This window comes from Mesorhizobium sp. LNHC209A00 (assembly GCF_000502915.1).
GTDB lineage: Bacteria > Pseudomonadota > Alphaproteobacteria > Rhizobiales > Rhizobiaceae > Mesorhizobium.
Window position 1 is genome coordinate 248,786 of record NZ_AYWT01000002.1, and the last position, 13,127, is coordinate 261,912.

Genomic DNA, 13,127 nt, shown 5'->3' on the forward strand with positions numbered 1-13,127 from the left:
TGAGCTTGCCCGATCCAGACCGGGGAACAGCAAAATCAAATCGAAAGTCTGCTCCGCGTGAAAGGCATGACCCTTCGCGTCCCGGAAAACCCAACCTCAAGTCAAAGGAAATTGTCATGACCAACACCAAGACCACCATGCTGACCGCCGTCCTCCTGCTCGGTTCCTTCATGGGCGCCACGCAGGCGGCCAATTTGAAAGCCGCACCGGTCAAGCCCGCCAACCCGGGCGTCATTACCGCGCCGAGCGGCGGCGCCACCGAGGACCACTACTGCAAGAACGGCCATGCGAAATTCGCCAACTGCAGCGCCGATTTCGTCGCCGCCTGCAAGAAGGTTGGTGGCACCATGTCGGATGTTCAGGGCTGGGGTGGGCGTACTTGCTTCACGCCCTCCTGATGCCGTCTCAGGTCAGGCCGCTCGTCGGCCCCTGACACCTCATGATGTCATCCGGGAAACCCCGCTTCGGCGGGGTTTTCTGCGTTTGTCGCTCGCTGGGCCGAGACATGATCGATGCACTTGTCGCAGGAATACCGCGTCATACTTTTTCTTGGATTCGCGCAAAAAACAAGGATGACGCGACGACGCGTCACCCTTTGCCTTTGGCGCAAAACGGACTATGAAACGGCTCAGCCAAGCCATCTGGAACGCGCGCCGGAGCCCGCCATGACCGAAATCCTGCAGACCCCAAAGCTCGTCGCCGTCTTTGGCGGGTCCGGCTTTGTCGGCCGTCATGTCGTGCGGGCTTTGGCCAAGCGCGGTTATCGCATCAGGGTCGCCTGCCGGCGGCCCGATCTTGCTGGCCATTTGCAGCCGCTCGGCAATGTCGGCCAGATCCAGCCGGTGCAGGCCAATGTGCGCGTGCGCTGGTCGGTCGACCGTGCCGTGCAAGGTGCCGACCATGTCGTCAATCTCGTCGCCGTCCTGCATGAGAGCGGCCGGCAGAAATTCTCCGCCGTGCACGAATTCGGTGCTCGCGCCATCGCCGAGGCGGCGCGCTCCGTCGGCGCCGGGCTCACCCATATTTCAGCGCTCGGCGCCGATCCGGATTCCGAATCGGATTATGCGCGCACCAAGGCGCTCGGTGAAAAGGCCGTGCTGGAGACGATCGCCGATGCCGTGATCTTGCGGCCGTCGATCAATTTCGGGCCGGAGGACAGCTTCTTCAACCGGTTCGCCAATATGGCGCGTTATTCGCCGGTGCTGCCGCTGATCGGCGGGGGCCACACCAAGTTCCAGCCGGTCTATGTCGGTGACGTGGCGGAGGCTGTCGCGCGTTCGGTCGACGGCAAGATCGATCGCGGCCAGGTTTACGAGCTCGGCGGCCCCAACGTGCTCACTTTCAAGGAGTGCATGCAGGAACTGCTCACCGTCATCGAGCGCAAGCGCCTGCTGGTGCCGGTGCCGTGGTGGGTGGCAAACATCCAGGCCTCGATCCTCGGCCTGTTGCCCAATCCGCTGCTGACCAAGGACCAGGTGCTGCAGTTGCGCGAGCACAACATTGTTTCAGAGGATGCCACCAAGGCCAACCGGACACTGGCGGGGCTCGGCATCCAGCCGCAGTCGATCGCGACGATCCTGCCGAGCTACCTCTGGCGCTTCCGCGCCGCCGGCCAGTTCCAGCAGCGTAAGCCCGCGGTATAATCTCCAGACGCGTCGGCCCTCAGCGAGGGCGAGGCGTGACCCGCATCGGCAGACCGCCTTGCGGCTGCGTGGTCAATTTCTGCACCGGCCAGGGTTTCGTTTCAGCGGTCGCGTCGAAGCGGAAGCGTGACAAGAGGATGGCGAGCGCGATGATCGCCTCTTGCATGGCGAAGCTGGCGCCGATGCAGACGCGCGGACCGGCGCCGAAGGGCAAATATTGGAAGCGGTCGATCTTTTCACGGTTTCCCGGATGGAAGCGTTCGGGCAGGAAGGCGTCGGGCCGATCCCACAGCTTCCTGTGGCGGTGAACGACCCACGGCATCACCAGCACGGCGGCGTGCTTGGGGATATAAAGATCCTTCCACATTTCCGGTTCGATCGGCTCGCGATTGATCGACGGCGCCGGCGGGTAGAGCCGAAGCGCCTCGTCGAAGGCGGCTCGTGTCAGCGGCATGGCGTCGAGCCAATTCGTTGGATCGGGCTCGCGCGCCAGCACCCGGTCGATCTCCTGTTCGATCCGGTCGCGCTCCCAGGGCGATTCGGCCAGGCAATAGAGCGTCCAGCCAAGCGCGCGCGCCGTGGTCTCGTGGCCGGCGCCGATGAAGGTGATGATATTGTCCTCGACTTCCGGGCGCGTCAGTCCGTCGGGGCCTTCGGCCTTGAGCAGCAGCGTCAGGAAATCCTGCGGCACGGCATCGGGGTCGCGCCTCAACTTCTCTTCGCGCATCTTGACCGTGTCGGTCACGATCTTGCGGAAATAGGCCATGGTCTTGCGGCCGCGGATACGGGTCAGCCGGGGCAGCCAGTCGGGCGCGCGCAGCAGGTCGAGCGGATCCACGCGGCCCATGGTTTCGAACAGGCGGTCGATCTCGTTGGCGAAACTGCCGGGCTCACCCGCGATCTCGCCGGAAAACAGCGTCTCGGCGAGGATGTCATAGGTGAGCAGCGTCATGTCATGGGCGATATCGGACGTACCGCCGGCCTCGTAACGGGTGACGAACTCCAGCGTCCGTTTCAGCATCGGCTGGGCAAAGCCGAAAATGTGGCGCGGCGTGAACACCGGCGCCATCGCCTTGCGCGACCGCTTCCACACCTCGCCCTCGGCCGTCAGCAGGCCGTCGCGCAGAATCGGCCTCAAGATTTTCTGGCGGACCGTCGCCATCTTGTAGTTCTTGGCGTTGTCGACAAGCACATGGCGGATCAGGCCCGGATCATTGGCGATGACCAGCGGCCCACCAGCGCCCTTGGCAGAAATCCAAGGTTCGTTGTAGGTCGGCTCGCCCCAGAGTTCGAGCGGGTTGCGATAGACGATGCGGATCATCTCCAGCGTCGAAGGCGGCGACGTGCGCGGCTTCGGGGCGGGAGGAACGAATGGGGCGGGCTGCGTGTCCATGAAGTGCTCCGCTGTTCCTATCAATGTAGTGGCTGGCACCTCGGGCGTCCATGTGACCGAACGGCAAACCGGACCCATGACGGCGGGAACGCCAGGGCGGACGGTCTGTTCATTCAATCGTGACCATTCCGTCAGGGGTCCAACCTTGCCCGCAGGAACCCTCTGCCGTAGTGACGGTCACCAAACTATACCACCCGGCAAAGGAGCCCGTCTTGAAGCACAAGCTGAGCATCATCATCGGCAGCACGCGGCCCGGCCGCGCCGGCCCGGTTTTTGCCGAATGGCTGGAGACGTTCGCGCGCGAGCATGGAAAATTCGAGCCTGTGCTGACCGACATCGCCGAGTTCAACCTGCCGGTCTTGGACGAACCGCATCATCCAAGGCTCGGCAATTATCAGAACGACCACACCAAAGCTTGGTCGAAGACGATGGATGCCGCCGACGCCTTCGTCTTCGTGGCGCCGGAATACAATTACTTCGCCGCACCCGCGATCATCAACGCGATCGACTATCTCGCCCGCGAATGGAAATACAAGCCCGCTGCGATCTTCAGTTATGGCGGTGTCTCCGGCGGCTTGCGCGCGGCGCAGGCGCTGAAGCCGCTGCTGACCTCGGTCGGGATCATGCCCATCCCGGAAGGTGTCGCGCTGCCGCTGTACCAGAAACTGCTCGACGAGAACGGAGCCTTCGATGCCAGCGAGCAAGTGCGGGGCGGAGCCAAGACCATGCTGGACGAACTGTTGCGCTGGAGCGAGGCGTTGAAACCGATGCGCGCTGCCTGAGAGAGCCGCTCTCAGCGGCTTGCTTGCGCTATAGGCCGAGGCGGTCGATTTCGACGAGGTGTCGCGCTAGGCCCTGAAGGTGAATTTCCTCGACCGAACGCTGTCGCAGGCCGCGACGCTGTTCCTGTCGGCGGGCGCGGCACGCGCCGACCTCAACTATGCGGCGGCCATCAAGGGCTATGAAACCGTGCTGTCGCTGTACGGCGAGGCCGGGCAGACCTCACTCAGCCCGGAACAAGCCGACCGCCACAGCCGCACGCTGGAAGAGCTCGGTCTGCCCTACACGACGGTCGGCAATGTCGAGGCGGCCGGCCGGGCCTTCACGGCCCTGTTGGCCAACCTCGAACAGCGGTCGCGTCAGGAAACCGATGCCAGCGTCAAACGCGATCTCGCCATCAGCCATATCAAGCTCGCCAACATAAAGATGGTGCAAGGCGACCTGCCGACCTCGTTCGACAACTATGAGACGGCCAGGAGCATGCTGCAGGAGCTGACCACAAGCGTATATGGCCAAGGATCCGAAGGCGGTTCTGACCAAGGCGCTGAACCAGACGCTCGAGCTCGACCGTACGGGCCGGCTGGCGCCCAGGGACAAAACTACCGTCAAATATTTGCGCGGCCTTCTGGCTAAATTCAACGCCCGAAAAAAATAGCCGGCTGCCGGCTCGGCATTTACGCCGGAAATGCCTGCAAACCTTGGAAAAACCGCCTTTAGCGCCTATATCTACACCATATCAGAGGCGCGATTCGGGGCCGATTTTTCGCGCTGTAGAAGCGGCATCTAGACAACAGGTTTTCATGAGCGATCAGACCGAGAACACAAACGGCGCTGAAGCCGAATACGGCGCCGATTCCATCAAGGTTTTGAAGGGGTTGGACGCCGTCCGCAAGCGGCCGGGCATGTATATCGGCGATACCGATGACGGCTCGGGCCTGCATCACATGGTCTACGAAGTGGTCGACAACGCCATCGACGAGGCGCTGGCTGGCCATGCCGACCTGGTTTCGGTGACACTCAATCCCGACGGTTCGGTAACCGTTATCGACAATGGCCGCGGCATTCCAACCGACATTCACCCCAGCGAAGGCATTTCGGCGGCCGAAGTGATCATGACGCAGCTGCATGCCGGCGGAAAGTTCGACCAGAACTCCTACAAGGTGTCTGGCGGTCTGCATGGCGTCGGCGTCTCGGTGGTCAACGCGCTGTCGGCTTGGCTGAAGCTCAAGATCCGCCGCAACGGCCAGGTCTTCGAGATGAGCTTTACCCACGGCAATGCCGATGCGCCGCTGAAGGCGATCGGCAGCTACGAGCAGGACAAGCGCCCGGGCACCAATGAGGGCCGCAGCGGCACCGAGGTGACCTTCTTTCCGTCGTCCGAGACCTTTACCATGGTCGAATTCGATTTCGGCACGCTGGAGCACCGGCTGCGCGAACTCGCCTTCCTGAACTCCGGTGTTCGCATCGTTCTGACAGACGCCCGTCATGCCGACGTCGTGAAGCATGAACTGCACTATGACGGCGGCCTGGAAGAGTTCGTCAAATATCTCGACCGGGTCAAGAAACCGCTGATCGGGAAGCCCATCTCCATCAGGGCCGAGCGTGACGGCATCACCGTGGAAGTGGCGATGTGGTGGAACGACAGTTACCACGAGAATGTGCTTGCATTCACCAACAACATCCCGCAGCGCGATGGCGGCACCCATCTGGCCGGTTTTCGCGGCGCACTGACCCGCCAGATCACCGGCTATGGCGAATCTTCGGGCCTGACCAAGAAGGAAAAGGTCTCGCTGATCGGCGACGATTGCCGCGAAGGCCTGACGGCGGTGCTGTCGGTCAAGGTTCCCGACCCGAAATTCTCGTCGCAGACCAAGGACAAGCTGGTCTCGTCGGAAGTTCGTCCCGTGGTCGAGGGGCTAGTCAACGAAGCGCTCGGCACGTGGCTCGAAGAGCATCCGACCGAGGGCAAGGTGGTCGTCGACAAGGTGATCCAGGCCGCGGCGGCGCGGGAAGCCGCGCGCAAGGCTCGCGACATCACCCGCAAGACCTCGCTCGGCGTCACCTCGCTGCCCGGCAAGCTGGCCGATTGCCAGGAACGCGACCCGGCGAAGTCCGAAATCTTCATCGTCGAGGGTGACTCGGCCGGCGGCTCCGCCAAGGGCGGCCGTTCGCGCCAAAACCAGGCAATCCTTCCCCTGCGCGGCAAGATCCTCAACGTCGAGCGGGCCCGCTTCGACCGCATGCTCTCATCCGACATGATCGGCACGCTGATCACCGCGCTCGGCACCTCGATCGGCAAGGACGAATTCAACGCCGACAAACTGCGCTACCACAAGATCATCCTGATGACCGACGCCGACGTCGACGGCGCCCATATCAGGACCTTGCTGCTCACCTTCTTCTTCCGGCAGATGCCGGAGCTGATCGAGCGCGGCCACCTCTACATCGCCCAGCCGCCGCTCTACAAGGTGACGCGCGGCAAGAGCTCGCAATACATCAAGAATGAGAGCGCCTTCGAAGAATTCCTGATCGATTCGGGGTTGGAGGAAGCGTCCCTTACGCTCGGCTCAGAGGAAGTGCGGACCGGACAGGATCTGCACGGCGCCGTCGCCGATGCGCTTGCCGTGCGCCAGCTCATCAACGGCCTGCACACGCGCTATAACCGCGACGTCGTCGAGCAGGCGGCGATCGCCGGCGGGCTCAATCCCGAAATCTTCGCCGATCTTGGCCGCGCCAACGCGATGGCCGAGCGCGTCGCGCAACGCCTCGACATCATTGCCGAGGACACCGAGCGCGGCTGGACCGGCCGCATGTCGACCTCGAATGAGGGCATCGGCGGCTATGTCTTCGAACGCACCGTGCGCAGCGTCAAGGAATACGCCCATCTCGACATGGCGCTGATCAATTCCGCCGACGCACGCCAGCTCGATCGATACGCGCAGCGCCTCAGCGAAGTCTACGGGGCGCCGCCGGTGCTGCGCCGCAAGGAGGTGTCCGAGACAGTCTCGGGACCGCTGGCGCTGCTCAACGCGGTCTTCGCGACCGGCCGCAAGGGGCTGACCATGCAGCGCTACAAAGGTCTCGGCGAGATGAATGCCGAGCAGCTCTGGGAAACCACACTCGACCCGAATGTGCGTTCGCTGTTGCAGGTCAAGGTCAACGATGCGACCGATGCCGACAGCCTGTTCTCGCGGCTGATGGGTGACGAGGTGGAGCCGCGGCGCGAATTCATCCAGGACAACGCACTGTCGGTCGCCAACCTGGATATTTGAGGTTTCGTCCAGCCTTTTAACAGATTGGCATGGCTCGTGCGCGCGCCAATAATGAGGATGCGCCGGAACAGAAGGCCTTTGAAGACATTGTGACAGTGTCCATCACAATTTCTTGCAGGAGGCTTTCATGGGACGCGGCATTCTACTCTGGTTGCTCGGCATTCCGATTCCGATCATCATCCTCATCATGCTGTTCGTACGGTAGGGGGCGTCGATGCAGTCCACCCTATCGGCTGTCGACGTATCCGCTTCCACGGAATCGTCCTCCACCGCCGTCAGTTGGGGACCGATCATCGCCGGCGCTTTCGCGGCCTCGACGTTGACGTTCATCCTCATGTTGCTCGGCTCAGGCCTTGGGCTCAGCATGGTTTCACCATGGTCGGGGTCTGGCGCGTCGATCACCACCTTCGCGGTTTCCACCGCCGTCTGGCTGGTGATCGTGCAGTGGCTGTCCGCCGGTGTAGGCGGCTACCTTGCGGGCCGGTTGAGGACCAAATGGGTCGGCATCCACACCGATGAAGTCTATTTCCGTGACACCGCGCACGGGTTTCTCGCCTGGGCGCTAGCCACCTTGCTGGTCGCCGGCGTGCTTGGCTCGGCGCTTTCCGCCGCGATTGGTTCAGGTGTACAGGCCGCGTCCACCGTGGCCTCGGGAGCCGCCATGGGCGCGTCGGCCGGGGCCTCGGCGAATGCCAGCGGTGCATCGACCGACAATGCGACCTCCTATCTGGTGGATTCCCTGTTCCGCCCGGCCGATCCGGCCAAGCTCGCCGCCGCCAATCCTGCTGACGAAGCCGCGGCGGCCGGGCAGGCCTCGCGGATCCTGATCGCCGGCGCCGTCGCCGGCGACGTCTCGGCGGAAGACAAGACCTATCTTGCGCAATTGGTCGCCGCACGCACCGGCCTTTCCGAGGCTGATGCCAAGACGCGTGTCGACACGGTGCTGGCGAAGGCGCAGGACGCAAAGGTCAAGGCGAAGCAGGCGGCCGACACGGCCAGGAAAGCAAGCGCCACTTTCGCTCTTCTCGGCGCCTTGTCGCTGGTTATCGGCGCCTTCATCGCCAGTGCGGCCGCGGCGCTCGGCGGCAGGCAGCGCGATGACGAGGAAGCGGTGTTCCTGACCAACGGCTGAAGGCAGCATCACGCCAAAATTATAGAGCCCGGCATCGCGCCGGGCTCTTTCTATTCGACGGTCAAGATCGGCCAGTCAGTGATCCATTGCCTTGACGATTTCCTCGGTCATCTTCTTGGCGTCGCCGAGCAGCATCATGGTGCCGTCCTTGTAGAACAGCGTGTTGTCGATGCCGGCATAGCCGGAGCCGAGCGAGCGCTTGACGAACAGACAGGTGCGGGCCTTGTCGACGTCGAGGATCGGCATGCCGTAGATGGGCGACGACTTGTCGTCGCGCGCGGAAGGGTTGGTGACGTCGTTGGCGCCGATGACGTACGCGACGTCGGCCTGGGCAAACTCTGAGTTGATGTCCTCGAGCTCGAACACTTCGTCGTAAGGCACGTTGGCTTCGGCGAGCAGCACATTCATGTGGCCGGGCATGCGGCCGGCGACGGGATGGATGGCGTATTTGACGTCGACGCCATTGGCCTTGAGCTTGTCGGCCATTTCACGCAGCGCGTGCTGCGCCTGGGCGACCGCCATGCCGTAACCCGGTACGATGATGACCTTCTGCGCGTTCATCATCAGGTAGGCGGCATCATCGGCCGAACCTTGCTTGACGGTGCGCTCGATGCCGTCATCAGCCGCAGCGGCGGTCTCGCCGCCGAAGCCGCCGAGGATGACGGAGATGAAGCTCCGGTTCATGCCCTTGCACATGATGTAGGACAGGATCGCGCCCGACGAGCCTACCAGCGCGCCGGTGATGATCAGCGCAAGATTGCCGAGCGTGAAGCCAAGGGCGGCGGCCGCCCAACCGGAATAGGAATTCAGCATCGACACGACGACCGGCATGTCGGCGCCACCGATCGGGATGATCAGGAGCACGCCGAGCACCAGCGAGGCGGCAACGATCAGCCAGAACACCAGTTTCGATTCCGTGGTGACCAGCAGGACGATCAGTACGATCAGCGCCACGCCAAGCGCAGCGTTGATGACGTGACGGCCGCCGATCATGATCGGCTTGCCCGACATGCGACCGTCGAGCTTCAGGAAGGCAATGACCGAGCCGGTGAAGGTGATGGCGCCGATGGCGACGCCGAGGCTCATCTCGACCAGTGCCTGGGCATGGATGTCGCCATCCGTGCCGATGCCGAAGCTTTCAGGCGCATAGATGGCCGCGGCCGCCACCATGACGGCGGCAAGGCCGACTAGGCTATGGAAGGCGGCGACCAGCTGCGGCATCGAGGTCATGGCAATGCGGCGGGCGGTGACGGCGCCGATGCCGCCGCCGATGGCGAGGCCAAGCACGATCAGACCGAAACGGCCGGCGGACGGGGTTGCCAGCGCCAGCGTGGTGGCAATGGCGATGCCCATGCCGATCATGCCGTAGAGATTGCCCTGCCGGCTGGTGGTCGGATGCGAGAGGCCGCGCAACGCCATGATGAACAGGACGCCGGATACCAGATAGAGGAAGGAGGCGAGATTGACGGTCACGTCACTTGTCCTTCTTCTTGTACATGGCCAGCATGCGCTGGGTGACGAGGAAACCGCCGAAGATGTTGACCGAGACCAGCATCAGCGCGACGAAACCGAAGCCGGCGGCGACGCCGGAGGCCGCGATGCCGACGGCGAGCAGCGCACCGACCACGATGACCGAGGAGATGGCGTTGGTGACGGCCATCAGCGGCGTGTGCAATGCCGGGGTAACCGACCAGACGACGTAATAGCCGACGAAGATCGCCAGGATGAAGATGGCGAAACGGAAGACGAAGGGATCGATGGCCCCGCCCGACAGCGCGTGCGCGGCATCACCGGCCGCCTCGGCACCGCCTGGGGCATTGCCCAGGTTCTGCACCGCGAGCCGAACGGCAGCGCTTGCCTGGTCGAGCTGATCCAAGGCTTTCTGCAAGGTCTGGTCCATCACGCGGTCCCTTTCGGCTTCGGCGAGAGTGACTTGGATGCGGCTGTCTTCCCGGGCGCGGCCTTCCTGGGCGCGGCCGTGGCGTCGGCGACCATGGTCGTGGCCGGGATCGCGGCCGGCTCGATATAAGGCTGCTGGTCGGCCTTGGCGAAGGCGGGATGGACCACCTTGCCGCCATCAGTCAGCATGGTTGCCTTGACCAGATCGTCCTCGCGATTGATGGCAAGCGTCTTGGTCGTCTTGTCGACGAGCGTCTCGACGAAGGCGAACAGGTTCCTGGCATAAAGCAGCGAGGCGGATGCCGCGATGCGACCTGGCACGTTGAGATGACCGACGATTTTCACGTTGTTGGCCGTGGTGACGATCTTGCCGGCCTCGGCGCCCTCGACATTGCCGCCACGCTCGACGGCGAGGTCGATGATCACCGAACCCGGCTTCATCGAGGCGACCATCGCCGCCGACACCAGCTTCGGCGCCGGCCGGCCGGGGATCAGCGCCGTGGTGATGACGATGTCCTGCTTGGCGATGTGTTCGGCGGTGAGCGCCGCCTGCTTGGCCTGATACTCCTTCGACATTTCCTTGGCGTAGCCGCCGGCCGTCTCGGCGGCCTTGAACTCCTCGTCCTCGACCGCGAGGAACTTCGCGCCGAGCGAGGCGACCTGTTCCTTGGCGGCGGGCCGAACGTCAGTGGCGGTGACGACCGCGCCGAGACGGCGCGCGGTGGCGATCGCCTGCAGGCCAGCGACGCCGACGCCCATGATGAAGACCTTCGCCGCCGGCACCGTGCCAGCAGCCGTCATCATCATCGGCAGCGCCCGGTCGTATTCGGCGGCTCCGTCGATCACCGCCTGGTAGCCGGCAAGATTGGCCTGGCTGGACAGGACGTCCATCGATTGCGCGCGGGTGATGCGCGGCATCAACTCCATCGAGAAGGCGGTGACGCCGGCTTTGGCCAAGGCCGCGAGAGCCGCATCGTTGCCGTAGGGATCCATGATGGCGATCACCGCGGCGCCGGACTTGTAACTCTTCAGCTCGGCATCCGTCGGCCGGCGAACCTTCAGCACGACATCGGCCTTGGCGACGTCCGAGGCCTTGCCGACGACAGCACCTGTCTTGGCAAACTCTTCGTCGGGGATACGCGAGCGTGTGCCGGCACCGGCTTCGACGACCACGTCGAAACCCAGCGCCGTCAGCCGCTTAACCGTATCGGGCGAAGCCGCGACACGCGGCTCGTTCGCGTCAAGCTCACGAGGGATGAAAACCGTCTGTCCCACCGCATGATCCTTTCGGCCGGAACCTGTCTGCGCGAAGTCTCGTCCGGGATATCCGGCGACATCAACCGCAAGAGGGTTTTGGAATGTCTATCGCAGAATGAAGGCGCCTACTGCCAGAATAAGCACGAACAGGATCAGCGCAGAGAAGAAGCCGCCCGCGAAGAAGCCGAAAGCCATCGCCAGGAGAAGCGCGCCGCAGAAGAGCGAGCCATATTTGGCCAGCGCCAGGAAGCCCGCATAGGTGCGGTCATGCTCGGCATAGTCCATCTTCGCGCCCAGTTCTACAGGACCGCTCGGCGTGTGCTCAGCCATAGGAATACCCCTTCGAAGACATCTTTCAGGCACATACCGAAAAGCTGGGCGCAGGGCAATGGCGCTATTGCCGCATCGCAGCCGACAACTCCCTCAAGGGAAAATTGAAACTGGCGGTCGATGCCCGCGGGGATGGCTTTTGCGCGAGGCCCTGCCCAGCGTCTCAGCCAACAAGGTGAGGAAAAAGCCCGAGCAGCCCAACCACAATCAGATAGAGCGCGACGATGTAGTTCAGGAGCCGCGGCATGATCAGGATCAGCACGCCGGCGATCAGCGAAATCAGCGGTGTGAGCGCGAGCGAGTGGATGGTCATGACCGTATTCCTTCCCACGAACAATGCGACAGGAGCCCGGGGCGAAATGCCCGTTGGGCAGGATCGCGGCGATACTCGATGGCGATGCCGCTCCCTATAACGGCGAAGCCGCGGGAAGGTTCATATACAAGGACGACGCCCGTTCAAGCAGCATCGCGATAGTATTTCGCCGTCGGCACTATGGACAGCGGCGTCAGCCGGTTGATGGCCGGATTGGCGAACATCATCCGCTGTTCCACGGCTGTCGACTTAAAGAACGGGAACCGTTCGAGTGTCTGGCGCAAGTTTTCGCCGCAGGGGATTTCGAACAGAGCGATCGGGGCAAGGACACCCGGGAACACCTTGCCCTCTGTCCTCTGAATGGCATGGAAGATACGAGCATAGTAAGCGGAATGCTCGATCTTGATCGGTGTAAGCACTGCAGTGAGACCAAAGTAAGAGGCGGCCACCATGCCAAGCCGGAGCGTCAGAAAAGGGAGAACTCCGGGCGCGGGCGCACTGTCGGCATCGGTTGCGAAGCGAGTCCCGTCGATGAACGTCTCTCCGCGGGCAAGCCGCTCGGCCAATATTTCCGGATAGGCGTCGACGGACGGTGAATAAGGGTGCTCTCGGGAAATGTAGTGGAGCCGTAACGTGCTGACCAGGTGTCCATCGAAATAGACGCCGAACCTATAGGAATTCGGCAGATTATCCCAGCGATCCTCGAACATCCCGCTGGCGATCGGGCCGCACATGCCCGATTGCAGGTAGGATTGATAGCGAAGGCGGTATATCGCCTCCAGGTCCTCGCCTCCAGTGATGAGACGGTAGTCGACATGCTCCAGCAATTGCATGATCGACTGGTTCAGCGCCGACCCAGCATTGGAACTGGCGCCAGCCCGCGCATCGTTTCTCGCAGCATCCATTCTCAAGTCCTCGTATCCGCCGGTAGACAGGCTATGCGAGTTGAAATGAGACACAAGCCGAAAATCGGACCCAACTGGTTTACCACTTGTTAACCTTAACAGCCGGAGATCCTTGGCTGCGGGGTGGTTGCTGAAGGAGCAGCCTGGACGTTCTAATCCAAGCCTTCCATTCCTATGAAGGGCGCTGCAAAGTTGGGCGCGAA

Annotated in this window: 13 protein-coding genes; 6 read left to right on the plus strand and 7 right to left on the minus strand. The window is 62.9% G+C overall.

Annotated elements, in window-relative coordinates; genetic code table 11:
* Positions 1-116 precede the first annotated feature (116 nt).
* On the plus strand, positions 117-398 hold the full coding sequence (locus X739_RS161345) for a hypothetical protein (RefSeq protein WP_023772424.1): 282 nt from the start codon (positions 117-119) through the stop codon (positions 396-398).
* A gap of 267 nt (positions 399-665) precedes the next feature.
* Positions 666-1,643 (plus strand): complex I NDUFA9 subunit family protein, encoded by a 978-nt coding sequence (locus tag X739_RS161340; RefSeq protein ID WP_023792931.1) that lies wholly within the window; start codon positions 666-668, stop codon positions 1,641-1,643.
* A 19-nt stretch (positions 1,644-1,662) separates the two neighbouring features.
* Here the strand turns inward: X739_RS161340 and X739_RS161335 are convergent, their stop codons facing one another.
* Positions 1,663-3,036 carry a cytochrome P450 gene (locus tag X739_RS161335; RefSeq protein WP_023772422.1) on the minus strand — a complete coding sequence of 458 codons (1,374 nt, stop codon included), beginning with the start codon at positions 3,034-3,036 and terminating at the stop codon, positions 1,663-1,665.
* A gap of 212 nt (positions 3,037-3,248) precedes the next feature.
* Here X739_RS161335 and X739_RS161330 point away from each other — a divergent pair, with 212 nt between their 5' ends.
* The 4 genes from X739_RS161330 (at position 3,249) to X739_RS161315 (ending at position 8,220) form a co-directional block, all read left to right on the plus strand.
* Positions 3,249-3,818 carry an NADPH-dependent FMN reductase gene (locus tag X739_RS161330; RefSeq protein WP_023772421.1) on the plus strand — a complete coding sequence of 190 codons (570 nt, stop codon included), beginning with the start codon at positions 3,249-3,251 and terminating at the stop codon, positions 3,816-3,818.
* A 79-nt stretch (positions 3,819-3,897) separates the two neighbouring features.
* Positions 3,898-4,449: a hypothetical protein gene (locus X739_RS161325; RefSeq protein ID WP_023792936.1), complete on the plus strand. Its 552-nt coding sequence runs from the start codon at positions 3,898-3,900 to the stop codon at positions 4,447-4,449.
* A 167-nt stretch (positions 4,450-4,616) separates the two neighbouring features.
* Positions 4,617-7,088, plus strand: coding sequence for a DNA topoisomerase (ATP-hydrolyzing) subunit B (gene gyrB, locus X739_RS161320; protein ID WP_023772419.1), 2,472 nt, complete (start codon positions 4,617-4,619; stop codon positions 7,086-7,088).
* A 214-nt stretch (positions 7,089-7,302) separates the two neighbouring features.
* Entirely contained in the window at positions 7,303-8,220 is a 918-nt protein-coding gene (locus X739_RS161315; protein WP_023772417.1) for a membrane protein, read from the plus strand.
* A 75-nt stretch (positions 8,221-8,295) separates the two neighbouring features.
* Here the strand turns inward: X739_RS161315 and X739_RS161310 are convergent, their stop codons facing one another.
* From X739_RS161310 to X739_RS161290, 6 genes are all read right to left on the minus strand, one after another.
* Positions 8,296-9,693, minus strand: a complete 1,398-nt coding sequence (locus X739_RS161310; protein WP_023772416.1) for an NAD(P)(+) transhydrogenase (Re/Si-specific) subunit beta — start codon at positions 9,691-9,693, stop codon at positions 8,296-8,298.
* Between the two features lies 1 nt (position 9,694).
* Complete coding sequence (locus X739_RS161305; RefSeq protein WP_023781704.1) at positions 9,695-10,123, minus strand: proton-translocating transhydrogenase family protein; 429 nt, start codon at positions 10,121-10,123, stop codon at positions 9,695-9,697.
* A complete protein-coding gene (locus X739_RS161300) occupies positions 10,120-11,394 on the minus strand; it encodes a Re/Si-specific NAD(P)(+) transhydrogenase subunit alpha (RefSeq protein WP_023792943.1) in 1,275 nt (424 codons plus the stop codon). Before X739_RS161300 ends, X739_RS161305 begins: the two co-directional genes overlap by 4 nt.
* A gap of 87 nt (positions 11,395-11,481) precedes the next feature.
* The gene (locus X739_RS161295) at positions 11,482-11,706 is read right to left on the minus strand and encodes an aa3-type cytochrome c oxidase subunit IV (RefSeq protein ID WP_015314279.1); all 225 of its coding nucleotides are present in this window, start codon (positions 11,704-11,706) and stop codon (positions 11,482-11,484) included.
* Positions 11,707-11,869: 163 nt separating this feature from the next.
* Positions 11,870-12,019 carry a DUF3096 domain-containing protein gene (locus X739_RS1000000167625; protein WP_023772413.1) on the minus strand — a complete coding sequence of 50 codons (150 nt, stop codon included), beginning with the start codon at positions 12,017-12,019 and terminating at the stop codon, positions 11,870-11,872.
* A gap of 143 nt (positions 12,020-12,162) precedes the next feature.
* Positions 12,163-12,852: a hypothetical protein gene (locus X739_RS161290; protein WP_245273780.1), complete on the minus strand. Its 690-nt coding sequence runs from the start codon at positions 12,850-12,852 to the stop codon at positions 12,163-12,165.
* Between the last annotated feature and the right edge of the window lie 275 nt (positions 12,853-13,127).

Excerpts from the sequence above, each read along its gene's own strand:
- X739_RS161340 (WP_023792931.1), top strand. The coding sequence starts at position 666 with ATGACCGAAATCCTGCAGACCCCAAAGCTCGTCGCCGTCTTTGGCGGG.
- X739_RS161315 (WP_023772417.1), top strand. The coding sequence starts at position 7,303 with ATGCAGTCCACCCTATCGGCTGTCGACGTATCCGCTTCCACGGAATCG.
- X739_RS1000000167625 (WP_023772413.1), bottom strand. The coding sequence starts at position 12,019 with ATGACCATCCACTCGCTCGCGCTCACACCGCTGATTTCGCTGATCGCC.
- gyrB (WP_023772419.1), top strand. The coding sequence starts at position 4,617 with ATGAGCGATCAGACCGAGAACACAAACGGCGCTGAAGCCGAATACGGC.
- X739_RS161335 (WP_023772422.1), bottom strand. The coding sequence starts at position 3,036 with ATGGACACGCAGCCCGCCCCATTCGTTCCTCCCGCCCCGAAGCCGCGC.
- X739_RS161295 (WP_015314279.1), bottom strand. The coding sequence starts at position 11,706 with ATGGCTGAGCACACGCCGAGCGGTCCTGTAGAACTGGGCGCGAAGATG.
- X739_RS161345 (WP_023772424.1), top strand. The coding sequence starts at position 117 with ATGACCAACACCAAGACCACCATGCTGACCGCCGTCCTCCTGCTCGGT.
- X739_RS161290 (WP_245273780.1), bottom strand. The coding sequence starts at position 12,852 with ATGCAATTGCTGGAGCATGTCGACTACCGTCTCATCACTGGAGGCGAG.